Annotated in this window: 21 protein-coding genes; 15 read left to right on the top strand and 6 right to left on the bottom strand. The window is 61.6% G+C overall.

Annotation, left to right across the window (positions count from 1 at the left end; translation table 11 throughout):
* Positions 1-161 precede the first annotated feature (161 nt).
* Positions 162-1556: a replication-associated recombination protein A gene (locus P272_RS0107710; protein WP_029678962.1), complete on the top strand. Its 1395-nt coding sequence runs from the start codon at positions 162-164 to the stop codon at positions 1554-1556.
* Positions 1557-1741: 185 nt separating this feature from the next.
* Positions 1742-3139 carry an MFS transporter gene (locus P272_RS0107705; protein WP_155805050.1) on the top strand — a complete coding sequence of 466 codons (1398 nt, stop codon included), beginning with the start codon at positions 1742-1744 and terminating at the stop codon, positions 3137-3139.
* A 131-nt stretch (positions 3140-3270) separates the two neighbouring features.
* Here P272_RS0107705 and P272_RS0107700 read toward each other — a convergent pair whose 3' ends face one another.
* The gene (locus tag P272_RS0107700; protein WP_029678960.1) at positions 3271-3711 is read right to left on the bottom strand and encodes a MarR family winged helix-turn-helix transcriptional regulator; all 441 of its coding nucleotides are present in this window, start codon (positions 3709-3711) and stop codon (positions 3271-3273) included.
* 429 nt (positions 3712-4140) lie between these two features.
* On the opposite strand from P272_RS0107700, the gene P272_RS0107690 reads away from it, so the two are divergent.
* Entirely contained in the window at positions 4141-4719 is a 579-nt protein-coding gene (locus tag P272_RS0107690) for a haloacid dehalogenase-like hydrolase (RefSeq protein WP_029678959.1), read from the top strand.
* 34 nt (positions 4720-4753) lie between these two features.
* Here P272_RS0107690 and P272_RS0107685 read toward each other — a convergent pair whose 3' ends face one another.
* The 5 genes from P272_RS0107685 to P272_RS08940 are packed head-to-tail and all read right to left on the bottom strand — an operon-like array spanning position 4754 to position 7892.
* On the bottom strand, positions 4754-5800 hold the full coding sequence (locus tag P272_RS0107685) for a Gfo/Idh/MocA family protein (protein ID WP_029678958.1): 1047 nt from the start codon (positions 5798-5800) through the stop codon (positions 4754-4756).
* Positions 5766-6257 carry a very short patch repair endonuclease gene (locus tag P272_RS0107680; RefSeq protein ID WP_081709105.1) on the bottom strand — a complete coding sequence of 164 codons (492 nt, stop codon included), beginning with the start codon at positions 6255-6257 and terminating at the stop codon, positions 5766-5768. The genes P272_RS0107685 and P272_RS0107680 overlap by 35 nt, the downstream gene beginning before the upstream one ends.
* A gap of 12 nt (positions 6258-6269) precedes the next feature.
* Positions 6270-6809 (bottom strand): peptidylprolyl isomerase, encoded by a 540-nt coding sequence (locus tag P272_RS0107675; RefSeq protein ID WP_029678956.1) that lies wholly within the window; start codon positions 6807-6809, stop codon positions 6270-6272.
* A 13-nt stretch (positions 6810-6822) separates the two neighbouring features.
* Complete coding sequence (locus P272_RS0107670; protein ID WP_029678955.1) at positions 6823-7194, bottom strand: YccF domain-containing protein; 372 nt, start codon at positions 7192-7194, stop codon at positions 6823-6825.
* The gene (locus P272_RS08940; RefSeq protein WP_052323240.1) at positions 7185-7892 is read right to left on the bottom strand and encodes a TetR/AcrR family transcriptional regulator; all 708 of its coding nucleotides are present in this window, start codon (positions 7890-7892) and stop codon (positions 7185-7187) included. Before P272_RS08940 ends, P272_RS0107670 begins: the two co-directional genes overlap by 10 nt.
* A 207-nt stretch (positions 7893-8099) precedes the next feature.
* Between P272_RS08940 and P272_RS0107660 the strand changes: the two genes are divergently transcribed.
* The 12 genes from P272_RS0107660 (at position 8100) to P272_RS0107605 (ending at position 24165) form a co-directional block, all read left to right on the top strand.
* Positions 8100-9794, top strand: a complete 1695-nt coding sequence (locus P272_RS0107660; protein ID WP_029678953.1) for an MFS transporter — start codon at positions 8100-8102, stop codon at positions 9792-9794.
* A gap of 87 nt (positions 9795-9881) precedes the next feature.
* The gene (locus P272_RS0107655) at positions 9882-11561 is read left to right on the top strand and encodes an NAD+ synthase (protein WP_441293861.1); all 1680 of its coding nucleotides are present in this window, start codon (positions 9882-9884) and stop codon (positions 11559-11561) included.
* 5 nt (positions 11562-11566) lie between these two features.
* Positions 11567-11803, top strand: coding sequence for a hypothetical protein (locus P272_RS0107650; protein ID WP_029678951.1), 237 nt, complete (start codon positions 11567-11569; stop codon positions 11801-11803).
* A 242-nt stretch (positions 11804-12045) separates the two neighbouring features.
* Positions 12046-14421 (top strand): formate C-acetyltransferase, encoded by a 2376-nt coding sequence (gene pflB / locus P272_RS0107645; RefSeq protein ID WP_024627933.1) that lies wholly within the window; start codon positions 12046-12048, stop codon positions 14419-14421.
* A 97-nt stretch (positions 14422-14518) separates the two neighbouring features.
* Entirely contained in the window at positions 14519-15400 is an 882-nt protein-coding gene (pflA, locus tag P272_RS0107640) for a pyruvate formate-lyase-activating protein (RefSeq protein WP_029678950.1), read from the top strand.
* A 367-nt stretch (positions 15401-15767) separates the two neighbouring features.
* On the top strand, positions 15768-17054 hold the full coding sequence (locus tag P272_RS0107635) for an HRDC domain-containing protein (RefSeq protein ID WP_029678949.1): 1287 nt from the start codon (positions 15768-15770) through the stop codon (positions 17052-17054).
* Between the two features lie 49 nt (positions 17055-17103).
* Complete coding sequence (tig, locus tag P272_RS0107630) at positions 17104-18480, top strand: trigger factor (protein WP_029678948.1); 1377 nt, start codon at positions 17104-17106, stop codon at positions 18478-18480.
* 179 nt (positions 18481-18659) lie between these two features.
* Positions 18660-19247 carry an ATP-dependent Clp protease proteolytic subunit gene (locus P272_RS0107625; RefSeq protein ID WP_029678947.1) on the top strand — a complete coding sequence of 196 codons (588 nt, stop codon included), beginning with the start codon at positions 18660-18662 and terminating at the stop codon, positions 19245-19247.
* A 9-nt stretch (positions 19248-19256) separates the two neighbouring features.
* Positions 19257-19925 (top strand): ATP-dependent Clp protease proteolytic subunit, encoded by a 669-nt coding sequence (locus P272_RS0107620; protein ID WP_029678946.1) that lies wholly within the window; start codon positions 19257-19259, stop codon positions 19923-19925.
* Between the two features lie 145 nt (positions 19926-20070).
* Positions 20071-21384 carry an ATP-dependent Clp protease ATP-binding subunit ClpX gene (gene clpX / locus P272_RS0107615; RefSeq protein ID WP_029678945.1) on the top strand — a complete coding sequence of 438 codons (1314 nt, stop codon included), beginning with the start codon at positions 20071-20073 and terminating at the stop codon, positions 21382-21384.
* A 70-nt stretch (positions 21385-21454) separates the two neighbouring features.
* Positions 21455-22393 (top strand): NAD kinase, encoded by a 939-nt coding sequence (locus P272_RS0107610; protein WP_029678944.1) that lies wholly within the window; start codon positions 21455-21457, stop codon positions 22391-22393.
* Positions 22393-24165, top strand: a complete 1773-nt coding sequence (locus P272_RS0107605) for a DNA repair protein RecN (RefSeq protein WP_029678943.1) — start codon at positions 22393-22395, stop codon at positions 24163-24165. The genes P272_RS0107610 and P272_RS0107605 overlap by 1 nt, the downstream gene beginning before the upstream one ends.
* Positions 24166-24284: the final 119 nt, after the last annotated feature.

Here is a 24284-nt window from a genome sequence, read left to right as displayed (position 1 = left end):
AACTGTACACACACCGTGTTTCCGGGACCCAACTACGCGCTGGGCGATACGGCCATATGGGTTCCCAGTCTAGCGCGTTCGTCTTGCTGTTTGCGGCAGGATCAGGCCTATGCTGGTGAGGGCGGGGAGCCATAGGGGCCCCGAGGAATGAGGTATTGCAGATGGTTGATGATCTCTTCCAGGCGGCGGATCCCCCCGAGGAACACACCCTGCCTCTGGCGGTCAGGATGCGGCCCAGAAGCCTGGACGAGGTGGTTGGCCAGGACAAGGTCACGGCTCCTGGAACCCCCTTGGAGCGGCTGGCCCGGTCGGATCCGAACAACCGTCTGACTGCTCCCAGCTCGGTCATTCTTTTCGGTCCTCCCGGGGTGGGCAAGACCACCCTGGCCTACATCGTCGCCCGACAGTCCGGGCGGCATTTCGAGGAGCTTTCGGCCGTCACCTCGGGTGTTAAGGAGGTGCGGCAGGTCCTGGCCCAGGCTCGGGAGCGGCTGGTCAGCCAGGGGCAGGAGACGGTCCTCTTCATTGATGAGGTCCACCGCTTTTCCAAGTCCCAGCAGGATGCCCTCTTGCCCAGCGTGGAGAACCGGGATGTGACTTTCATCGCAGCCACCACGGAGAACCCCAGCTTTTCGGTCATCTCGCCGCTACTTTCGCGCTCGGTGGTGGTCAAGCTGGAGGCCCTGGACGACCAGGACCTGGCCAAGTTGGTCCGCAGGGCCGTCAAGGACCAGCGTGGGCTCAAGGACCAGGTACGGCTGGATTCAGATGCTTTGGACCAGATCGTGCGTTTTGCCGGGGGTGACGCCCGCCGCGCCCTGACCATTCTGGAGGCTGCGGCCGGGGCCGTCACCGAGGATGGACCTCGTGCCAAGGGGGCGCGTCGACCTCTGATCAATGCCAAGGTGGTCTCCTCGGTCATGGATGTGGCCGCCGTCCGCTATGACAAGAAGGGCGACGATCACTACGACGTGGCCTCGGCCTTCATCAAGTCCATGCGGGGTTCCGACGTGGATGCGGCACTGCACTATCTGGCTCGGATGATCCGGGCCGGCGAGGACCCGCGCTTCATCGCCCGACGGATCATGATCGCTTCTGCTGAGGAGGTGGGCATGGCCTCTCCCGAGGTGCTGGAGATCACGGTCGCGGCTGCCCAGGCTGTGGCCATGGTGGGCATGCCAGAGGCCCGGCTGATCCTGGCCGAGGCGGTCATCGCCGTGGCCACAGCGCCCAAGTCCAACGCCTCCTATCTGGCCATCAACCAGGCCTTGGAGGACGTGGACGCCGGGCATATCGGCCAGGTTCCCCTGCATCTGCGTAACGCTCCCACCAAACTGATGAAGGCCTGGGGCAACCATGAGGGCTATCAGTACGCCCACGATGCCCCTGATGCAGTGGCGCCTCAGCAGTACATGCCGGACGAGCTGGTCGGACGACGCTATTACCACCCCAATGATCGGGGCTATGAACGTCAGCTGGGCCCACGTCTGGAGGCCATCAGGGCCATCCTGGACAGAGCCGCCGGGCAGGAGGGAAACGCCGGGTCTGGGCAATGACCGTCCAGACTCCTATACTGGGCACCCAATAGACGTTGAGTAGCCACACAATGACCGAAACGCCGCAGGGTCCAGGCCTTCCATATTGACGGTCGCCATGCTCCCACAAGGAGCCTGTCGCTGTCGGCAGGTCTGGCATGGACGCATGGGGCATGCCTGCCTCATGCACGGGCGCGAGGGTGACGATGTCGACAGCGGTCATTGACAATGCAGACATATCCGAACAATCCAAGAATTTTGGCGTGGCCGAGGATGACCTGGCGGTCCGCGAGATTACCCGGCGAGTAGACAATGCTCGTGAATCGGCTACTTTTTACAAGATCGTGGCCCTGGTGGCCGCGGGAATGCTCATGGACAGCATCGATGTCTATGTGGGCAGCGCAGTAGCCAGTTCGGCATTGAGCACCGGATGGTCCACGGTCGCCCAGAATTCCCTCTTCCTGTCGGCTGGCTTCCTGGGGCTCCTTGTGGGCTCGTTGCTGGCCGGATTCATCGGAGACCTTCGGGGGCGTAAGACCGCCTATCAGATCAACCTGCTGCTCTTCGGCGGCTTTACCCTGCTGGGCGCTCTGGCCCCGAACATGGCCATCCTCTCGGTCTGCCGGCTGGGGGCCGGCCTGGGTCTTGGTGCCGAGATTGTCACCGGTTTTTCCATGGTCAACGAATTCGCTCCCATCAAGCATCGCGGACGCTGGAGCGCCATCGTCTCGCTGGTGGCCAACACCGGAGTGCCCCTGGCCATGCTCCTGTGCGCATGGATCATTCCCCGCTGGTCATGGAGGCCGCTCTTTGTGGGCATCGGCCTGGCGGCTGCACTGATTTGGTACCTGCGGCGTGACATCCCTGAGTCCCCTCGCTGGCTGGCCCTGCATGGGCGGATGGACGAGGCTGTCCAGGTGGTCGAGCTTCTGGAGGCCGATAATGGCCGGGGAGACTCGGGCTCTGGCTCTGTCAACGGTTCCGTCCTCGCTGGAAAGAATGAGGGGGTTGAGGCACCTGCCAAGGCGTCGGGCAGTATCGTCCGCGGCCTGATTGTGGCCACTGTGGCAGTCTCGGCCACCAACGTCTGCTCCTATGCTTTCACCTCCTGGGTGCCCACAATCCTGCTCAAGCGGGGCATAGATCTGAGCGGATCCCTGTGGATCAGCACCCTGATGATGCTGGGCGCCCCTCTGGGCTGCCTGATCGGATCCCTGCTTCTGGACCGGGTCGGCCGCAAGCGGATCATCGTCACGGCCTTCCTGATGACAGCGGTCTTCGGTCTGCTCTACGCCGCGCAGACCAGCCAGGTCACGGCCATTCTGGTGGGCATCCTGCTCATGGCCAGCCTCTACGTCCTCATGTCTTCGGTGGTGGCCGTCTACGCGCCCGAGCTCTTCCCGACCACGGTCCGCTTCCGTTGCGTGGGCATTGCCAATGCCGTTGCCAAGCTCTGTAATGTGCTCATGCCTGTGCTTATCGGTGCCATGCTCAGCCAGTGGGGGAGCACCTCAATCTTCGTCACCATCAGTCTGGTGGCCCTGGCCTCCATGCTGGTTGTGGGCCTGATGGGCTGGGAGACCTCCGGCCGCTCGGTGGGCTGATACAAGCCGCCACAAGAGCGTAAAGAGTCTGAAAAACAAGGAGCCCGGCATGAGCCTGGAGCCGTCGGGAGACGGCGAAGGGTTCGGCCAGGTCCTTTTCTTAGTAAAGATTCTTTGTCAGCAAAGAGGGATCAGAGCTGGTTGGCCAGCAGCCGGTTGTAGACGCAGCGCAATTCGCTCTGAAAGGTCTCGGGGTCGATATCGGGATTCTGCTTGAACAGATCGATCCACCAGTTGTTGACCGACCTGATTCTCTTGCGAGCTAAATCCGCGCCCGATCTGGTCAGGGCAATGATATTGACGCGGTGGTCGGCGGGGTTCTGTTCACGGCTGACCAGGCCCAGGGCTTTCAAGGCTTTCAGGTCCCTGGCAAGCAGGCTGGGGTCCACGCACAGGTCCCTGGCTATCTGTCGCTGGCTGAGACCCGGATGGTCATAGAGGTATACAATCAGATCACCCTGGGTGCCTCGTAAGGTGGAGTCGCCTGTGTACCGGCTGGCATCGTTGCGTGCATGCCGGTAGATTCCGGCTATACAGCTGCTCAGGTTGTGGTAGTGGCTCTTCTTCAACATCGTTGCTGCCCCCTAGCTGGTAAGGATGTTCAAAGAGTTCGGCGGGCATAATTGACCGCATGGATCCCTTCGGCGCCGTTCCCCTCCCAGGCCCATTTCCGGCAACTCCCTAGCCTCGGCCCAGCACGGACGACGCATTTTTCATCATATCAATACCGGCGACACCATGGGGATGGTCCACGATTCGGGCATGGGCCAGGCGCATGCAGATTCCTTCGGCGCCGCTCCTGCTCGATAGCTGTTTCAGTCGACAATCCAGGAATTTTGTCTACATCAGGCTCGTGGGCTGAAAGGAATTGCCCATTTGCGCGGCCAAACAGGTCAGCCTGTGGCGGGTCAGGGTCGGTCGAGGTCGGGGATTATCACCGTCATTGCTCCACGGTATGCTAAGATGTTCCCTTTTCGCGACGGGATCTGGAAAGGATTGGCATGCGGGTACTGGACTTCGACGGCACCATCTACGATGGCGAAAGCCTGCTTGACTTCTACCTGTTCACTGCCCGCAAGGATCCGCGGGTGCTGCACTATCTACCGATTGCCCTCTTCTATGCAGTCCGCTACCGCCTGGGCCGGGTCACCCTGGAGCAACTGGACTCGGCCATGCGTCGGGTGGGCTCGCGCTACCTGCGTCGGCTGACCTCGCGCCCCGGATTTGACATGGACCGGCTGGTCAGCCAGTTCTGGGATGCCAACATGCACAAGATCATGGATTGGTACACCCCCCAGGCCGACGACGTGGTGGTGACCGCCTCCTTCGATTTGGTTGCGGGGGAGGCCTGCCGGCGCCTGGGTATTACCCGCTGCATCGGCTCCACCCTGGATTTGGAGTCACTGACCGTGGGCTACCTCAACTTTGGACCTGACAAGCCCCTGCACTTTCAACGGATCCTGGGACGGGAGGCGGCCATCGACGCCTTCTACACTGATTCAGCCTTCGACCTGCCCATGATTGATCTTGCCCGACGAGCCTACCTGGTCGAGCATGGCAAGGTCCGCCGCATCAAATAGACAGGCTGGTCACCATAGTTTTTATTCAGTTGGTTCATGATTCGAAGGGAAAGACCAATCCCCACTGGTGGCGCAGGGAGTCCATGAGCTCCATGATGCGCAGGGTGTCCTTGTGTGGCATCTGTGCGCACTCGGTCTTGCCGTCCAGAATGGCCTGTGCGGCGCTGGCCACCTCGTACTCATAACCGGTCAGCTGATCGGGGATGGGGTAGCTCTTCCTCAACTTGTGGTCACCGTCGTACAGGTCGATGGATTCCACGTTGTTGATGTTGGCGCACTGCAGGTAACCCTGGTCTCCCCAGATGCCGCCGGTCCGGTCACTGGCCGAGACCATGGAGCTGGTCGCTGCGCCCATGGATCCATCCTGGTAGAAAATGGTCGTGGAGTTCTGGCTGTCCACGCCCTCCGGGCTGCGTACCCAATCCGTGCAGACACGTTCAATGGGCTTGGGTCCCATGACCATGTCGATGAAGTTGAGAGGGTAGACGCCCACGTCGAGCAGGGCGCCACCGGCCAAGGCCGGGTCGGTCATTCTGGCCTTGCCCACGGTCACGTAACCCAGATTGGCGGTGACGGTCTTGACAGTGCCGATTTCTCCCGAGGAAATGATGTCGTCGATGATGGAGCGTGAGGGCATGTACCTGGTCCAGATGGCCTCGGTGCAGAGCAGGCCGGTGCTTTCGGACGTCTCAATGACCTGCCTGGCCTGATCGGTGTTGGCTGTGAAGGACTTCTCGACCAGCACGTTCTTTCCGGCCTTCATGCAGGCGACGGCCTGCTCGGCGTGGAGGCTGTGAGGCGTGGCGATGTAGACCAGATCTACTTGGGGATCATCCAGGAGTTCCTGGTAGGAGCCATAGGAATGCTCGAATCCATATTTTTTGGCGAAGGCGGCCGCGCGATCCCCATCCCTGGAGGCCACAGCATAGGGGGCCACCAGGTGACTATACCGTTGATCCCCAGCCATCATCACCACCGTCTTGGCCAGGGCGTTGGCTATCCGTCCGGCGCCGAGGATGGCGAAGTTGACCCGCATGCCCTTCTGTTCAGCCTCTTGCCGCTTGCCGTTCAATCTGCTCATCCTTGACTCCTTCGTTTGGATCGCCGTCTGCTGTGATGGCCTCATACAATTTCTGCAGGGTTTCCTGGGCATGGTGGGCATCCAGCTGGCACTCCCAGACTGTGAAGACCCGCCAGCCCATGGCTTTCAATTTTTTGCGCTGCTCCTGATCCCGCAGACGGTTCCTTGTCAGCTTTGTGGTCCAAAACTCCACATTGGATTTGGGAAGGGAGAATTTGGCACAGCCCTCATGCATGTGCCAGAAACAGCCATTGACGAATACCATGGCCCGCCACTTGGGCAGAACCACATCAGGGTGGCCCGGATACCTCTTGTCGTTCTTGCGAAACCGCAGACCACGCGAGAAGAGGTAGGACCGGACCTGGCGTTCTATTGATGTTTCCGTGCCCCTGATTCGGGACATGGTGTAGCTGCGTGTGCCGGGCTGGAATCTGCTGTGTGTCTTTCTTGAAACCATCCCCGGCCTGGCTCAGAGGACTTCGACGCTGTTGATGAAGACCGGCTCAAGGGGACGGTCGCCCGGGTCAGTGGCAACGGCATCCAGCTCGTCGACCACCTTCCGGGAATCCTCATCGGCCACCTGACCGAAGATGGTGTGGTGACCGTTCAGCCAGGGGGTTGGCACGGTGGTGATGAAGAACTGGGATCCGTTGGTGCCGTGGGTCTTCCCGGTGGCTGGGTCCCGGCGCAGCCCTGCATTGGCCATGGCCAGCTTGTAGGGCTCGTCGAAGGTCAGGGATGGGTCGATCTCGTCATCGAACTCGTAGCCGGGACCGCCTGTGCCAGTGCCCAGTGGGCAACCGCCCTGGATCATGAAGTCCTTGATGATCCGGTGGAAGGTCAGACCGTCGTAGAAAGGATCCTGACGCTTCTGGCCCGTCTCGGGGTCGGTCCAGTCCTTGCGACCGGCGGCCAGATCCAGGAATTTGGCTACGGTTTCAGGGGCCTTATCGTCAAATAGGTCCAGGCGAATGTCGCCTTCTGAGGTATGCATGATGACTGTGCTCATGTACCCAATCCTTTCATAAGACGGCGACGCGCACCGAGGACCCGAAGGGCATCAGGGCCAGGCGGGCCATCTTGAAGGCCTGCAGGCCGAAGGGTATGCCGACCACGGTCAGCATGGTGACCAGACCGGCCGCCAGATAGGCCAGAGCCAGCCACCAGCCGCCCAGGATGATCCAGAGCAGGTTGGCCAGCCAGGATCCCAGACCGCCTCCGTAGATGACCTGTCGGCCAAATGGGGTCAGGGTCAGTCTGGCCATCTTGAAAGCCTGGATGCCCAGGGGGATGCCCACCACGGTCAGGCAGAGCACGATGCCCACCAGTGTCCAGGCCAGTGCGATGGCCAGTCCTCCCAGCAGCAGCCAGCAGATGTTGCCGATCAGGCGCATGTAGGTCCTTCCGTCAGGGTGGCGGTGACGGCCTTGGCGCAGGCGGTCACCTTCTCGATGATGATGGTCAGTCGTTTCTGCCGTTGTTCGAGGGTAAGTTCCTGGTCCAGGGCATCAATCAGGCGCATGCCGGATTGAACGATGCCCCGCGTCACCTCTACACCCATGGCCGGATCCGCTGGTCGCAGGGCTGTCCAAGCCTGGATCAGCGGCTGGTTGACCTGCCGGTGGAAGTCCAGAAGGGCTTGGATCTGCCGGTCTGTGGATCGATCGCTCCTTGGGGCGCTCTCATGTGGATTCGAGGTGCTCCCGTAGATCAAGGACTGGCGTAACTGCTCGTCGTGCTGCTCGGCGTAGAGGTTCATCAGCCAGCCGTGTCCATGCAGTCCGGCCTGCTCCATATTGGTGCGGGTCCAAACCTCGACTGTTCGGCGCGGTTCGTCTGTTTTGCCCAGGGCCTGGTCCAGGGCCTGACCCCAGTCGGGCAGGTGCCGCTCCATGACCATGTCGCAGAGTTGATCGGCATCCTGGGCGTAGCGATAGAGGGAGTTCCGGGCCAGGTTGGTGCGTCGGGCCACCTCGGCCATGGTCAGCTGGCTGCGTCCGCCGGTGCGCAGGATGGCTTCGGCGGCGGTCATGATCTGGTCCAGGGTTTTGGCTCGGTGTTCCTGGAGCGTGGATTCGCGGATCCTGGGCATGGTCCTCCTTGGTCCGGCCTCCTGGGTGCAGCGGTGATGAATCGAGTTCAGCCGGTTATGGGGCATATGATATGGCCTATTTACAGCAGAACCAAGCCGAAAGGGCCTCTTTAGCGTGCGGCTTGTCCGCGCTGAGTGAACTTGCCAAGCGGGTTTTCGCGACGTATAGTCGCAAAAAATTCGCAGACCAGGGCGAGGGGAGATCTGATGACCGGATCGGCAAGCATAGACGTGAAGAAGGGCAGTCAGAAAGGCAGCCAGGAGTCTCAGGAGGCTGCACCGCCCTGGCGTGCGCTCTGGGTGTTGGCTCTGGGTCTGGCCATGATTGTGCTGGATTCGTCCATCGTCAACGTCTCCATACCCTCCATCATCGCCGCCATCCATATCAACCTGGCTCAAGCCCAGTGGGTGACCGCCCTCTACAGCATTGTCCTGGCGGCCCTGCTCCTGCCTTCCGGTCGTCTGGGGGACATGATCGGACGCAAGCGGATCCTTCAGGTGGGCACGGTCATCTTTGTGCTCGGTTCCGTTTTCGCCGCATCGGCCTCATCCGGCACAATGCTGCTTCTGGCCCGGCTTGTTCAGGGAATCGGTGGATCCTTGGTCATGCCTTCCACCTTGTCTACCGTGTCCGCCACCTTCCGGGGTCGGCACCGGGCCACTGCATTCGGCATCTGGGGGGCTGTCATGTCATCCGCTGCGGCGGTCGGCCCCTTCCTGGGCGGGGTCTTCACCAGCACCATCGGATGGCGGTGGATCTTCCTGGTCAATCTGCCCCTGGGGCTGATCGTCCTCGTGACCAGCGCAGTCTTTGTGCCCGAGACCAAGTCCGCTCCTCGGAAGACCGATGATCGGTGGGGGATGCTTGCCGACTGGAAGGGCATACTCCTTTCGGCCCTGGGGTCGGCCTTGGTGGTCTTTGCGCTGATTGAGGGGCAGACCTACGGCTGGTGGCATCCCCGCGCCGCACTTGAACTGGGCCCATTGCACTGGTCTGCCTCGGCACCCCTGTCGCCGGTTCCAGTCAGTCTGCTCTTGGGATTGGCCCTGCTTGCCGCCTTTGCGCTGACCGAGCTGGCCAGGGCGCGCAGGGGCAAGATGGTCATCCTGGACGTGTCCATGTTCGCCATCGGCACCTTCGGCTGGGGCAACCTCACGGCCGCCATCGTCAACGCCGGTCAGTTCGCGGTCATGTTCATTCTGCCCCTCTACCTGATCAACGCCAGAGGCCTGAGTCCCCTGGGGGCCGGATCCATCCTGGGTGTCATGGCCTTAGGGTCGGTCGTTTCGGGCGGCCTGGCCCGTGTGGTCTCAACCCGTCTGGGGGCCGGCGGCACGGTGCAGACGGGTCTGCTGATGGAGATCGTCGGTGTGGCCCTGTCCGTTCTGCTCATGCGTGGATCGGTGCCGGTCTGGCCCATGACCCTGACTCTGATTATCTACGGCGCCGGTCTGGGCTTTGCCTCGGCACAGCTGACCAGCCTGGTGCTCTCCGGTGTTCCGGTTTCCCAGTCCGGCCAGGCTTCGGCCACCCAGTCCACCATCCGCCAGTGGGGGACCGCCCTGGGCGCCGCAGTTTCCGGTTCCGCCCTCTCCCTGGCTCTGAGCCTGGTGCTGCCAAGACATCTGACGGCCCTCAAGGGAATCTCGGCGCAGATGGCCGATGGCCTGGTCAGATCGGTTCAGTCCTCTGCAGGAAATGCCATCGTCGGTCTGCGCGCTCAAGGTACTCGGGGACGGTTGGGAGCCTTGGGTCCTCAGGTGACCAATGCCCTGACCGATGGGTTCACCCAAGGCGCCCAGTGGGCTATGGGCTTCGCGGTTCTTTTGCTCCTCCTGGGGCTGGTCGCCTCTGTGCTGGTACGCCGGGCCGCCCGTAAGGCTGGTGCCGATAAGGTCTGAGGCATCCGTAATCCCGTCTTCTCTGTATCGGTCCACACTCGGGACTGTCTGTCTGCCCGTGGGCCGGCCCTGACACGGTTTAGAATCATGGGTATGCGCATACAAGAGGAACAGCCGCGGCGGGATGGCGATCTGCTGGTGGCTCTGGCTCAGATCGACACCTGTGTGGGCGATCTTGACGGCAACGCCGACATTATTATGGACTACTCCCGAAAGGCAGCTGAGCAGGGGGCGACCCTGGTGGTCTTTCCCGAGATGAGCCTGACCGGTTATCCAATCGAGGACCTGGCATTCCGGGCCAGCTTCCGTCGGGCCGCTTGGTCTCGTGCCGACCGTCTGGCCAGGCAGCTGGAGGAACAGGGTCTGGGCCATCTCTACGTGATCGTGGGGACCGTCGGTACCGACACGGATCAGGACAGGCCTCGCAACCGGCTGGTAGTCCTGCACCAGGGTCGGGTCGAAGCTGGTTACGACAAGCACTTCCTGCCCAACTACGGGGTCTTTGACGAGTACAGGATTTTTACTCCGGGGGAGAGGACCGTGGTCCTGGAGGTGCAGGGGCACCGGATAGGGCTGGCTATCTGCGAGGACATCTGGCAGGAGGGCGATCCAATCAGCGACCTGGCTGGTCGGGACATCGACCTCCTTGTGACCATCAATGGCTCTCCCTTCGAGGAGGGCAAGGGGCACGTCCGTTACGAGCTGGCGACTCGTCGGGCCAAGCAGGTCGGCGCGCCTCTGCTCTATCTGAACCAGGTGGGCGGTCAAGACGATCTGGTCTTTGACGGAGGCAGTTTTGTGGTGGACCAGGATGGCACGCTGCTGGAGCGCTCGCCAAGGTTCGTCCAAGATCTGTCCACTTGGACCCTGCCTGCACGAGGGGAGCGCCCACTGCCCAGCCAGTCCTGCATGGCGGAAGAGATGCCTGGGGATGAGGAGGTCTATCGGGCCTGTGTGCTGGGTCTAAAGGACTATATGGCCAAGAATCATTTCACAGGCGTCTGCCTGGGGCTCTCAGGCGGGATCGACTCGGCCCTGGTAGCGACCATGGCCGCCGATGCCTGCGGAGGGGAGCATGTGCGCGGCATCTCCATGCCCAGTCGCTACTCCTCGGAGGGCTCCAGGGACGATGCCGCCGATCTGGCCCAACGTCTGGGCGTGCGTTACGTGGTGCAAGCCATAGGCCCCGAATTCGATGCCTTCCAAGGGCAGTTGCATCTGGAAGGGGTGGCTGAAGAGAATCTGCAGGCCCGAATCCGCGGCGTCATCGTTATGGCCTACGCCAATGCCGAGGGGCTTCTGGCCCTGGCCACAGGCAACAAGTCCGAGCTGGCCTGCGGTTATTCAACTATCTATGGCGATGCAGTCGGTGGCTATGCGCCCATCAAGGATCTGCTCAAGACCCGGGTCTGGCAACTGGCCCGCTGGCGCAATGCCCAGGCCCAGGCACGGGGTGAACGTGAGCCCATCCCGGTCAATTCCATTGTCAAGCCACCCTCGGCCGAGCTCCGTGAAGGGCAGAAGGACTCCGATTCCCTGCCAGACTACAGCCTGCTCGACAAGGTCCTTGAGGCATACATCGAGCATGCCCACGGTCGGGCCGACCTCCTGGACGACGGTTTCGATCCCGACACGGTCGACACGGTCATGCGGCTGGTGGATAGGGCCGAGTGGAAGCGGCGTCAGTATCCGTTGGGGCCCAAGGTCACCTCCCTGGCCTTCGGCCGGGATCGCCGGCTGCCAGTCACCAACGCCTTCAGGGAGTGATCGCTATGGGTTCCGAACAGGAGCGGACGGCCTGGTACTTCAACACCGTCACCGGCAGACCCGAGCAGGGCAAGCTGTCTCCCCAGGACAGGCGGATGGGCCCCTACCGTAGCAGGCAGGAGGCCCTTGATGCCTGGAAGATCGCCAAGCGCAGGAACAAGGAATGGGATGAAGAAGACCGTCGTTGGCGGCAGGCCTGGGAGGGAGATCCTGGGCAGGGACAGTCATCAGCTGACAGATGAAGCTCGCGATGAATCGGCAATCAGCGCTGGCGACCGGTTGGCTATGCAATCAGAACGGATCGGTACTCAGGCGGTGCACCGGGCGCGCTCGCAAGATATGGGCGTGGCGCCCATTGCGAGTCTGTTTGCAGTGTGATATAGCTCACGTCGCGATTCTGTTTCCCGTGGTAATGCGCACCGTATACTTGAAAGTGACAGTGGTGTGAGGAAGCGCCATTGACCATATCAACAAGGAGTTGACTATGACAGCAGTTGAGACCAATACCGTCTCTCCCGCAGAGCTGCAAGCCAAGGCTTGGAAGGGCTTCAAGGGCGAGGACTGGAAGAAAGACATCGACGTTCGCGACTTCATTCAAAAGAACTACACTCCGTACACCGGTGATGAATCCTTCCTGGCACCGGCCACGGAGAAGACCAAGTTCCTGTGGAACTACCTGGATGACAATTTCCTTGCCGTAGAGCGTAAGCAGCGCGTTTACGACGTGGACACCCACACCCCGGCGGGCATTGATGCCTTCCCGGCCGGATACATCGACGGCAAGCCTGCCGGCGAGACCCAAGACGACGTGATTGTCGGCATGCAGACCGACGTTCCCTGCAAGCGTGCGATGATGCCCTACGGCGGCTGGCGCATGGTTGAGCAGGCCCTCAAGGAGGCCGGCAAGGAGCCCGACCCCGAGGTCAAGAAGATCTTCACCCGGTATCGCAAGACCCACAACGATGGCGTCTTCGACGTCTACACCAAGAGGATCAAGCTGGCCCGCCACAATAAGATTCTGACTGGTCTGCCCGATGCCTACGGCCGTGGCCGTATCATTGGCGACTACCGTCGTGTGGCCCTGTACGGCATCGACGAACTGATTGCACGCAAGAAGGCCGACAAGGATTCGATTCCTTACCGCAACGACTTCACCGAGGAAGAGATTGAGCACTGGATTCGCTTCCGCGAGGAGCACGCCGAGCAGATCAAGGCTCTGAAGCAGCTGCTGACCCTGGGCAAGGAGTACGGTCTGGATCTGAGCCGTCCTGCCATGAACGCCAAGGAAGCTGTCCAGTGGACCTATATGGCCTACCTGGCCTCGGTCAAGAGCCAGGACGGCGCCGCCATGTCCATCGGCCGTCTGTCCGCCTTCTTCGACGTCTACTTCGAGCGTGATCTGGCCGCTGGCCTGATCGACGAGACCGATGCCCAGGAAATCATCGACAACATCGTGATGAAGCTGCGCATCGTGCGCTTCCTGCGGACCAAGGACTACGACAACATCTTCTCGGGCGACCCCTACTGGGCCACCTGGTCAGATGCCGGTTTCGGCGACGACGGCAGGCCCATGGTCACCAAGACCTCCTTCCGTTTGCTGGCTACCCTGACTCTGGAGCACCTTGGACCCGGCCCTGAGCCCAACATCACCATCTTCTGGGATCCGAAGCTGCCCGAGGGCTACAAGCGCTTCTGCGCCCGTATCTCCATCGACACCTCCGCCATCCAGTACGAGTCCGACAAGGACATTCGCGCCCACTGGGGCGATGACGCTGCCATCGCCTGCTGCGTGTCCCCCATGAGGGTCGGCAAGCAGATGCAGTTCTTCGGCGCCCGTGTCAACTCCGCCAAGGCCCTGCTCTACGCCATGAACGGCGGCCGTGACGAGATGACCGGCATGCAGGTCATCGACAAGGACGTAATCAAGCCTGTCACCCCCAAGGAAGACGGTTCTCTGGACTTCCAGGAGGTCAAGGACAACTACGAGAAGGCCTTGGAGTGGCTGAGCGAGACCTACGTCGAGGCTCTGAACATCATCCACTACATGCACGATAAGTACGACTATGAGTCCATTGAGATGGCCCTGCACGACAAGGAGGTCTACCGCACCCTGGGTTGCGGCATGTCCGGCCTGTCCATCGCCGCTGACTCCCTGTCGGCTATCAAGTACGCCAAGGTCTACCCGATCTACAACAAGGATGCCAAGGGCACCCCGGAGTATGTCGAGGGCGCTGACGACGACCTGATCGTCAACTACAAGACCGTCGGTGAGTTCCCGATCTACGGCAACGATGATGATCGCGCCGACGACCTGGCCAAGTGGACAGTGTCCACCGTTATGGGCCAGATCAAGCGCCTGCCTGTCTACCGTGGCGCTGTGCCGACCCAGTCCATCCTGACCATCACCTCCAACGTGGAGTATGGCAAGAACACCGGGTCCTTCCCCTCTGGCCACAAGAAGGGCACCCCGTACGCTCCCGGTGCAAACCCCGAGAACGGCATGGATTCGCACGGCATGCTGCCTTCGATGTTCTCCGTGGGCAAGATCGACTACGACGACGCTCTGGACGGCATCTCGCTGACCAACACGATCACCCCTGACGGCCTGGGCCGTGACGAGGATGAGCGCATCAACAACCTGGTGGGCATCCTGGATGCCGGCAACGGCCATGGGCTCTACCACGCCAACATCAACGTCCTGCGCAAGGAGCAGCTGGAGGATGCTGTCGAGCACCCCGAGAAGTACCCGCACCTGACCGTGCGCGTCTCGGGCTACGCGGTCAACTTCGTCAAGCTGACCCGCGAGCAGCAGCTCGACGTGATCTCCCGCACCTTCCACCAGGGCGCGGTGACCGACTGATCGCCCTGTGCGATAGTCAACCGTTGATGAGACGGTGAATCATGGGGCGGGGCGCACCAAGGCCCCGCCCCCTTTTCGTCTTTTTCAGGAGGATCCGATGACGGAGACCACCACCTTCCATACCACACAGCCGCATATGCTCAAGGAATCAAAGGTCTACCAGAGCCAGACCCTGATGGGCGGCCTTTCGGGGTTCGAATCGCCCATTGGACTGGACCGGCACGACCGCATGAATGCCCTGCGCACGGGCGACATCGGATTTGTTCACTCCTGGGACATCAACACCTCAGTGGACGGGCCGGGCACAAGGATGACCGTCTTCATGAGTGGATGCCCCCTGCGCTGCCAATACTGCCAGAATCCTGATACCTGGAAGATGCGCGATGGCCAGCCCGTATACCTGCAGGCCATGATCGACAAGGTGGCCCGCTACCAGGACCTCTTCAAGAGCACCGGCGGAGGAATCACCTTCAGCGGCGGCGAGTCCATGATGCAGGCAGCCTTTGTATCACGCGTCTTTCGAGCTGCCAAGGAGATGGGCGTCCACACCTGCCTCGACACCTCGGGCTTCCTCAATCGCAACTACACCGATGCCATGATTGACGATATCGACCTGTGCCTGCTTGATGTCAAATCCGGTGACGAGACCACCTACAAGAGGGTGACTGGCGGTACGCTGGCCCCAACAATCGAATTCGGCAAGCGTCTGGCTGCCCGTGGCAGCAAGATCTGGGTTCGCTTCGTGCTGGTGCCGGGGCTGACCGACTCCGAGGAGAACGTCGAGAATGTCGCTCGGGTGTGCGAACAGTTCAAGGATGCTATCGAGCACATTGATGTGCTTCCCTTCCATCAGCTTGGACGGCCCAAGTGGCATGAACTGCGCATTCCCTACCCGCTGGAGGATGCCAAAGGTCCTTCCGCGGCCCTGAAGGATCGGGTCAAGAAGCAGCTGGAGGCCCACGGCTTCGTGGTCTACTAAGCCTCTTAACCCCAATCTGGTTCCTGTGTGGACCGGGTAGGAATCCGGATGATTCTCTTGTGCCTCCCCACGGCAGATGTCGTGGGGAGTTTTGTTTGCTCCGGCGAAGGCCAGTCGCCAATCAGCGAATGTCAGACTTACTGAATGTCAGACCTATTGAATGACAGACTGGCCGGATGTTTGGCAGGCTGAATGACCAGCTTGGTAAATGGCCGACCCTGCAAATCGATAAATTATTGACGAAGTCTGTTCAGCAAGGGATTATCGGTGGGTTGAGGGCATGGACTATGCTTTCAGGCGTGTGTTTTCCGGGCCGGTCGGCCCGGTGTCGTGATGGAAGACAAACTACAAAAGAGGTTGAGCGCAGGTGACCACGGAGCCTAAGACGCAGCTGCTTTCAGAGCCCGCCCAGGGTGTGCCGTCGGTCATCGACGATATGGCCGGATACCGCCGGGCCTGTCGAATGCTGTCCCAGGGCAGCGGTGCGCTGGCCGCGGATGCTGAACGGGCCTCGGGCTTCCGATATGGCCACGACGACTATCTGGTCCAGTTCAAGCGCCAGGGGGCGGGGATATTCCTTCTGGACCCACCGGCTCTGATGCAGGCGGGCTGTGACTGGTCGGAATTCAATAAGGCTGTCGATGGGTCCCAATGGATCATTCATGACTCCCCTCAGGATCTGCCTGGCTTCTATGCATTGGGTATGAGGCCCTCATCGCTCTTCGACACCGAGCTGGCGGCCAGGATGCTCAACCTTGGGCATTACGGTCTGTCTGCAGTGACTGCGCACTATCTGGGTCTGACGCTGGCAAAGGAGCACTCTGCAGCGGACTGGTCCTACCGACCGCTGCCGCGTGATTGGCGCAATTACGCCGCCTTGGACGTGGAGCTGCTGGATCAGTTGCGGTCGCGCGAGCTGGAGGATCTGCGCCGTCACGGCAAGGATGAATGGGCCAGGCAGGAATTCGCCTGGCTGCTGGAGCAGTGCAAAATCCCCAAGCCGGAGCCTGAGCAGCCTTGGCGGCATATCTCGCATATCAACGCCCTGCACAATGATCGTCGAGGCCTGGCTGTGGCTCGTTCCCTGTGGACCACCCGAGACCAGCTGGCCCGCCGCTACGATATAGCTCCGACCCTCCTTCTGCCAGACAAGGCCATCATCGAGGCCGGCAGGCTCAAGCCGCATAACAACGCCCAATTCAGAGCAATCAGATCCTTGAACGAGCGGGTCAGAATCCACACCGGCGGCGAGCAGGACCGCATGTTCGAGCGCTATGCGCCCATCCAGCGCCGGGTCAGGCCTTCGGTCTGGAAACAGGCCATTCTGGAAGCACTGAGTCTGCCTACCGGAGAGCTGCCGGTGCCTCCCAAACCGCGGTGTGAGGAGACCAACGCCCCCAAGTCGATGCAGGTCTGGCGGCACCGCCACCCGGACCGGTTTGCCAGGCTGGAGGCGGCGCGCAAGGCGGTGACTGAAGTGGGACACCGGACCAACACCCCCGACGAGATTCTGATCAAACCCCGCTACCTGCGCAACCTCTGCTGGACAGACGAACCAGAGAAGCGGGATGTGGCCGACTTCCTGCGTCGGGAGGGCGCCCGGCCCTGGCAGGTTTCGCTCCTGTCAGAGTCCCTGACTCGCGCTATTATGTAACGGTTGCCTTACTGGCAGATCAAACGGTTTGGATGAATTGGAGCGCAGCGTGAAAATCAGCGTCAGAAACCTCGAGCCCACCAAGGTCAGGCTCACCATCACCGTCGATCCCGATGAGCTGAACCCCTACCTGGATCAGGCCCGTAAGGAGATCGGCAAGCAGGTGACCATCCCCGGCTTCCGCAAGGGCCATGTGCCCGGACCCATCATCGATCAGCGCGTGGGCTTTGCCAGCGTGGCGGGCGAAGCCGTCAACGCCGGCGTGCCCGAGCTCTACTCCAAGGCTCTGGAGGAGAAGCAGCTGCACGCCATGGCCCAGCCGCAGATCGACGTCAAGGACATTCCTTCCTCGGCCAAGGATGATACCAAGCTCAAGTTCACCGCCGAGGTGGAGATTCGTCCAAAGTTCGAGCTGCCCGATATCGAGGGCATGGAGATTGAGGTCCCCAAGCCAGCCGTCACCGACGAGGACGTGGACAAGCGTCTGGACAACCTGCGTCAGCGCTTCGGCACCCTGGTCAGCGTGGATCGTCCCGCCACCAAGGGTGACTACGCCAACATCGACCTGGATGCCGTCATCGACGGAAAGTCCGTGGACTCCCAGCAGGGGGTCAGCTACGAGCTGGGCTCCAACACCATGCTGGACGGCTTGGATGAGGCCCTGGACGGGCTATCCGCCGGGGAAGAGACCACCTTCGAGGGCACTCTGGAGGCCGGCGAGCACCAGGGCGAGAAGGCCCAGATCAAGGTCAAGGTCAACTCGGTCAAGGCCGAGGAGCTGCCAGACCTGGACGACGAGTTCGCCAAGGAGGCCTCGGAGTTCGAGACCCTGGAGGAGCTGCGCGAGGACGTGCGCAAGCAGTGCCAGGTGGATGCCGAGGGTCGGCAGGCCACTGACGCCCGCGACGCCTTCATCGCCAAGCTCCAGGACGGCCTGGACATCCCGGTGCCCAAGGGCATCAAGCAGTCCATGGTGACCGATCAGCTTAAGAACACCGGCAAGGATCCCGACAAGGCCAGCAAGGACGAGAAGGCTGAGGCCGAGGAGAGCGTGGAGAAGGAACTGCGCGACCAGATGACCCTGGACGCCCTGGCGGAGAAGCTGGGCATCACGGTCAGCCAGGCCGACGTGACCAACTTCCTGGCCTCCATCGCCCAGCAGTACGGCATGGATCCCAGTGCCTTCATCAACGGCATCGTCCGCAACGGCCAGCTGGGTTCGGCTGTGCAGGAGGTCGGCCGTTCCAAGGGCATGCTGGCCGGCATGCGGGCCGTCACCTTCAAGGATCCCGATGGCCAGGAGGTGGACCTGAGCCGCTTCCTGGGCGAGGATGAGCCCGAGGCCCAGGAGGAGCAGGACGAGAGCGTCCAGGCTGCCTCCGCCGCGGCTGAAGTGGCTGACCAGCTCTCCCAGGATAAGGAGTAGCTTCCAAAGCAGCGAACAGGGCCGCACCCAGTGGCGTAACAGCCTGGGTGCGGCCCTGTCGTAGCGGTTGCGCAAAGAGCAGAAAGACCGTGGCTGCGTCGATTGCGGGGGCTACTCTCAATACAGATACGTTTATCGAAGGAGACAGGGTGAACAACTCATTGGCAACCAGTCCTGTGATGGAGGAGGGGGAGGCCCCCACGCCGACCGATCCCATCTTCAACCGACTGCTCAAGGACAGGATCATCTGGCTGGGGGACGAGGTCAAGGACGCCAACGCCAACGTCATCTGCGCACAGATGCTGATGCTGGCAGCCGAGGATCCCAAGAAGGATATCTGGCTCTACATCAATTCGCCTGGCGGCTCCATTACGGCCGGCATGGCCATCTACGACACCATGCAGCTGATCGAGCCCGACGTGGCTACGGTCGCGGTCGGCATGGCGGCATCCATGGGCCAGTTCCTGCTCTCAAGCGGGGCCAAGGGCAAGCGCTTTGTCACCTCCCATGCAAGGGTGCTCATGCATCAGCCTTCGGGCGGCGTCGGAGGGACAGCCACTGATGTCAGGATCAACGCCGAGCTGATCATGGACATGAAGCGCACGCTCTCCCAGCTGACGGCCGAGCAGACCGGCCACACCCTGGAAGAGATCTACCGGGACAACGAATACGATCACTGGTTCACGGCCCAGCAGGCCCTGGAGTACGGCTTTGTCGACCGGATCGTGACCACACACGGCACTATGACCGCGGATCAAGGGAAGTGAGCACTCCACATGGCATCTGAAGAAGCGCAATTCGTAGCACGGGCCCGTCGACTGGCCGGCCCTCGTGGCCTGGCCGCCATGCCCGCCGACCGCTATGTGCTGCCGCAGTTCGAGGAGCGCACCCCCTACGGTTACAAGCGCCAGGACCCCTACACCAGGCTCTTTGACGACAGAATCATCTTCATGGGCGTCCAGGTTGATGACACCTCCTCGGACGACATCATGGCCCAGTTACTGGTTCTGGAGAGCCAGGATCCCAACCGCGATGTGATTATCTACATCAACTCGCCGGGGGGATCTATGACGGCCATGACCGCCATCTATGACACCATGCAGTACATCAAGCCCGATGTGCAGACTGTTTGCCTGGGCCAGGCCGCTTCGGCTGCTGCCGTTCTTCTAGCGGCCGGCACCAAGGGCAAGCGCCTGATCCTGCCCAATGCCCGTGTGCTCATCCACCAGCCAGCTATGGAGCAGGACTTCGGCAAGGCCACTGAGATCGAGATCCAGGCCAAGGAAATGCTGCGCATGCGCACCTGGCTGGAGGAGACCCTGGCCAAGCACACCGGTCAGGATGTGGAAAAGATCCGCAAGGACATCGAGGTGGACACCATTTTGACCGCCCAACAGGCCAAGGATTACGGGATGGTGGACGAGGTCCTGGAGCACCGTAATTAGCTCCGGTGACTGAGCGCATGATTGATCGTCCGGATGGCGGCGGGTCCCTTGTACCTACGGCCTCCGGACGTTTTTGGCATCATGGACGATGCCAGTCAAAGTTTGATTTCGGCGATCCTCGGGAATTCTCCGGGAAGGGAGAGCCATGGGCCGTGTGGTCAGCTACAATGACGGACTGAATCGCTGCGAGTTTTGCGGCAAGGACGAGCATCAGGTGCGCCGCCTGGTCAAGGGGCCTTCCTGCGCCATCTGCGACGAATGCATACGTCTCTGCGCCCAGATCATCCAGGAGGACATGGCCAAGGATGCCGCCGACCAGAGGGTGGCCCTGCCTGCACCCTCGAAGATATTCGCCTATCTGAATCGGTACGTCATCGGCCAGGAGGCCGCCAAGCGCACCCTGTCGGTGGCTGTCTACAACCACTACAAGCGCGTCAATATGGACTTGGGCGACCGTGGCCGTGTGGCTGACATTGCGTTTGATCGCAAGGACGCGACACCACGCGTCCAGGTGGACAAGTCCAACATCCTGCTCATGGGTCCCACCGGCGTGGGCAAGACCTACCTGGCACGGACGCTGGCCACCATCATGAACGTCCCCTTTGTCATTGTGGACGCCACCAGCCTGACCGAGGCCGGGTATGTGGGCGAGGACGTGGAGTCAGTCCTGCAGGGGCTGCTCCAGGCTGCAGGTGGCAACATGGACTTGGCACAGCGGGGGATTATCTACATCGACGAGATCGACAAGATCGCCAGGAAGTCTGGCGAGAATACCTCCATCACACGTGACGTGTCCGGCGAGGGGGTCCAGCAGGCCCTGCTCAAGATCATCGAGGGCACCCAGGCCCGCGTGCCGGTACAGGGTTCGCGGCGGCACGGGGATGTCCGCACGGTCATCATGGACACGGCCAACATCCTCTTCATCTGCGGCGGCGCCTTCGTCGGTCTTGAGGAGATTGTCCGTCGACGGCTGGGTCTGCGAGAGAGCGGATTCTCGGCTACCCAGGGGAGTGATAGGGTGCCCGACGATCGGGTCATGAGTCAGGTCAGGGCCGAGGATTTGGAACAGTTTGGCTTGCTTCCCGAGTTCGTGGGGCGCTTGCCGGTCATATCCACCCTGGAGCCGCTGGGCGCCGATGAGCTTCGGCGTGTGCTGACCGAACCGGACAATGCCCTGGTCGACCAGTACCGGCGCATGTTCCTGGATGACGGGGCCGATCTGGTCTTCACCGATGCCGCCTTGGATCGGGTTGCTGCCATCGCCCTGGAGCGCAAGGTGGGCGCCCGAGGATTGCGGGGAATCATTGAGCACACCCTTGAGGCAACCATGTTCGAACTGCCCGATAGGACGGACGTCTCCCGTGTTGTGGTGGATGCCGATGCTGTGGACGGGACGGGATCGCCCCACTATGAGACCGGTCAGGGCGTGGCCGCAGCTGCTGGTCGTCGTTTGGCCTGACCCCGCCACGATGAGCTCTGCTGTTGGCCGGGCCCGATAGGATGTTCATTGTTGCCGGAAGGGAGGCCCCATGGGTGCTCGTAGCGCTGTCGTGGTCACGCACAGCCGGGTCCGGGCAAGCGGCCACCTGGTGGACGAGGTTGAGGAGCAGCTACGCCGGGACGGATTTCGCGTCTCGATTGTCGACAACATTGCCGCCCCGGAATTCGGCAGCCCTAGCCAGAAGGTGGCCGACGACACCGAGATCGTCATCGTTCTGGGCGGCGACGGGACCATTCTGCGGGCTGCGGAGTTGGTCAAGGGCACCGAGGTGCCCATCCTGGGGGTCAATCTGGGTCATGTGGGATTCCTGGCGGAGTTCGAGAGCTTCCAGATAGGGGAGGCCATTCGCCGGGTGGCCGATCATGATTACTCCATCGACGAGCGCATGGTGGCCCATGTGGACCTGTGGATACCCGGGGCCGATCGACCACTGAGCGACTGGGCCCTCAACGACATGACCCTGGAACGATATGATCGGGGCAAGATGATCGAGGTCTCGGTCAGAGTGGACGATGTGGAGATGAGCTCCTTTGGCTGTGACGGCATGATTGTGGCTACCCCGACCGGATCGACAGCCTATGCCTTTTCGGTGGGCGGACCCATCGTCTGGCCGGATGCGCAGTCGCTGCAGATGGTGCCCATAGCTGCCCACGCCCTCTTCGCCCGGTCCCTGATTATCGGCCCAAAGTCGCAGTTCACTCTGGATATTCTGGGTGATTCCCAGTCGGCCGGCTGGATCTGTAATGACGGGCGCCGCCAACGGCCTGTGCCCAAGCGGTCCCGCATCGTGGTGCGGCAGTCCCACGACATCCTGAGGCTGGCCAGGCTGTCGGGAGTGCCCTTCACCAGAAGGCTGGTCTCCAAGTTCGATCTGCCAGTGGTCGGCTGGAGGGAGCAGCATCGCCCCTCGGCGGCTGCGAATGGGCAGGACCAGGGGGAGCCGTCAGAGTCGAACAAGGAGCACTGATGTTGGAAGAGCTGGAAGTACGAGACCTGGGTCCCATCCATCACGCCCTGTTACGGCCCGCCGCTGGCATGACGGCCATCACTGGGGAGACCGGGGCTGGCAAGTCCATGCTGCTCAACGCCATCAGGCTGATTTCGGGGTCCACTGCCCGCCCCCAACTGGTGTCGCCTGGAGCCCGTGAGTCCTGGGTGCAGGGGATTTTCGATGCTGGAGCGGCAGGAGCTGAGAATCCAGTGACCGCTGCCATCACCGAGGCTGGTCTGCCCTTGGAGGATGAGGGGCAGATCTTCCTGGCCCGAACCATGCCGGTCAAGGGGCGTTCCCGTGCCGCTCTGAACGGCAGGACGGCACCTCGTGGCTTGCTGGAGGAGGTGGCTGGAATGCTGGTCACCGTCCATGGGCAGGCGGATCAGATGCGTATGGCCAGTCCGGCCCGGCAGCGCGAATTTCTGGATGCCTATGCCGGTGATAGCCCGCAGCTGGAGGCTTTTTCCAAGGCCTTCAGGCAGTACCGACAGGCCCAGGACCATCTGGAGGAGCTGCGTAATCAACAGTCCGGCGCTATGGCCCAAGCTGATTATCTCAGAGAATCCATCGCCCGGATCGACCGGGTCGACCCCCATTCCGGCGAGGATCGTGAACTCAAAGCACAGCGGGACAGGATCGAGCACGCTGCCCAGATCAGTCAGGGGGTCATGTCCGCACTGTCCGCCCTGGACTCCGGTCAGATCGACCCCGATGCTGACGCACCATCGGCCACGGCTCTGGTCGAAAGAGCCATTGCTGCCCTGGAGGGCATCGGTGTGGAGGGGGTCTTTCAGGAGTCGGCCCAGCGGCTGCGCGCGCTGAATGCCGACCTGTCTGACCTGGTCTTCACCCTGAGCAGCCAGCTGGACGACGAAGGCCAGGAGGGCGATCTGGACAAGATCAATGCTCGCATTCATGATCTCGATGAGCTGACCCGACGCTGGGGACCGGACATCGACGATGTTCTGGCTTGGCGCAAAAAGGCTGCATTCGAACTTGAGGACATGGATGCCTCACCCGAGAAGTTGGAGGAGCTTCAAGGTCAGGTTGAGCAGCTTCGCGGAAGCGCCTTGAAGGCCGCACGGAATCTGTCTGCGTCACGGGCCAAGGCTGCAAGACGACTGAGCGATCTTGTCGATGGCGAATTGCGCTCCCTGGCCATGGCGGGCGCTGGGCTTGAGATTCGCGTCAGGCCGCGTCAGGACCAGGAGATGGACGGACATGGTCTGGACCAGATCGACTTTCTCTTCAGGCCATATCCAGGTTCGGACCTGCTACCCATGGGCAAGAGCGCCTCGGGCGGCGAACTCAGCCGTCTCATGCTGGCTCTGGAGCTGGTGGCCGCGGAAACCCGGACATCATCGGGGTCTGATGGACCTGGCCATGGGCATACCGGTTTAGATTCCCAGGTTTGCGGTCCGACCATGACCTTCATCTTCGACGAGGTGGATGCTGGTGTCGGCGGACGGGCTGCTGTGGAGCTTGGTCGTCGTCTGGCCCGGCTGGCTGTCACCGCCCAGGTGATTGTGGTCACCCATCTGCCACAGGTGGCTTCCTGGGCCGATCGACAATTCGTCGTGGCCAAGGGCCGGGAGGGCGGCGATGCCGTAGAAACCCTGGTCCACCAGGTGGAAGGCAAAGACAGAGAGCGGGAGATCGCCCGGATGCTGGCCGGCAGCGAGTCCGCAACCTCCCTAAAGCACGCCCGAGAGCTTCTGTCCTCCAGCAGACTCCAGACCCGATAGGTCTGGTTGTCCTCTGAACTTCGTGGTGCCGAAGTCTGTCGATTCAGCGACTTTGGCAAGTTTTGGCGACTTTGCTGCCTTTTGTGGTCGTGCTGATGCATGCTCGACATCCGTGCTTC

It is taken from the genome of Bifidobacterium sp. 7101 (assembly GCF_000499285.1).
Taxonomy (GTDB): domain Bacteria; phylum Actinomycetota; class Actinomycetes; order Actinomycetales; family Bifidobacteriaceae; genus Bombiscardovia; species Bombiscardovia apis_A.
This window is presented reverse-complemented; position numbering and strand designations above follow the sequence as displayed.

Coding starts and splice junctions, on each gene's coding strand:
- P272_RS0107710 (WP_029678962.1), top strand. CDS start 162: ATGGTTGATGATCTCTTCCAGGCGGCGGATCCCCCCGAGGAACACACC.
- P272_RS0107705 (WP_155805050.1), top strand. CDS start 1,742: ATGTCGACAGCGGTCATTGACAATGCAGACATATCCGAACAATCCAAG.
- P272_RS0107700 (WP_029678960.1), bottom strand. CDS start 3,711: ATGTTGAAGAAGAGCCACTACCACAACCTGAGCAGCTGTATAGCCGGA.
- P272_RS0107690 (WP_029678959.1), top strand. CDS start 4,141: ATGCGGGTACTGGACTTCGACGGCACCATCTACGATGGCGAAAGCCTG.
- P272_RS0107685 (WP_029678958.1), bottom strand. CDS start 5,800: ATGAGCAGATTGAACGGCAAGCGGCAAGAGGCTGAACAGAAGGGCATG.
- P272_RS0107680 (WP_081709105.1), bottom strand. CDS start 6,257: ATGGTTTCAAGAAAGACACACAGCAGATTCCAGCCCGGCACACGCAGC.
- P272_RS0107675 (WP_029678956.1), bottom strand. CDS start 6,809: ATGAGCACAGTCATCATGCATACCTCAGAAGGCGACATTCGCCTGGAC.
- P272_RS0107670 (WP_029678955.1), bottom strand. CDS start 7,194: ATGCGCCTGATCGGCAACATCTGCTGGCTGCTGCTGGGAGGACTGGCC.
- P272_RS08940 (WP_052323240.1), bottom strand. CDS start 7,892: ATGCCCAGGATCCGCGAATCCACGCTCCAGGAACACCGAGCCAAAACC.
- P272_RS0107660 (WP_029678953.1), top strand. CDS start 8,100: ATGACCGGATCGGCAAGCATAGACGTGAAGAAGGGCAGTCAGAAAGGC.
- P272_RS0107655 (WP_441293861.1), top strand. CDS start 9,882: ATGGGTATGCGCATACAAGAGGAACAGCCGCGGCGGGATGGCGATCTG.
- P272_RS0107650 (WP_029678951.1), top strand. CDS start 11,567: ATGGGTTCCGAACAGGAGCGGACGGCCTGGTACTTCAACACCGTCACC.
- pflB (WP_024627933.1), top strand. CDS start 12,046: ATGACAGCAGTTGAGACCAATACCGTCTCTCCCGCAGAGCTGCAAGCC.
- pflA (WP_029678950.1), top strand. CDS start 14,519: ATGACGGAGACCACCACCTTCCATACCACACAGCCGCATATGCTCAAG.
- P272_RS0107625 (WP_029678947.1), top strand. CDS start 18,660: ATGGAGGAGGGGGAGGCCCCCACGCCGACCGATCCCATCTTCAACCGA.
- P272_RS0107620 (WP_029678946.1), top strand. CDS start 19,257: ATGGCATCTGAAGAAGCGCAATTCGTAGCACGGGCCCGTCGACTGGCC.
- clpX (WP_029678945.1), top strand. CDS start 20,071: ATGGGCCGTGTGGTCAGCTACAATGACGGACTGAATCGCTGCGAGTTT.
- P272_RS0107610 (WP_029678944.1), top strand. CDS start 21,455: ATGGGTGCTCGTAGCGCTGTCGTGGTCACGCACAGCCGGGTCCGGGCA.
- P272_RS0107605 (WP_029678943.1), top strand. CDS start 22,393: ATGTTGGAAGAGCTGGAAGTACGAGACCTGGGTCCCATCCATCACGCC.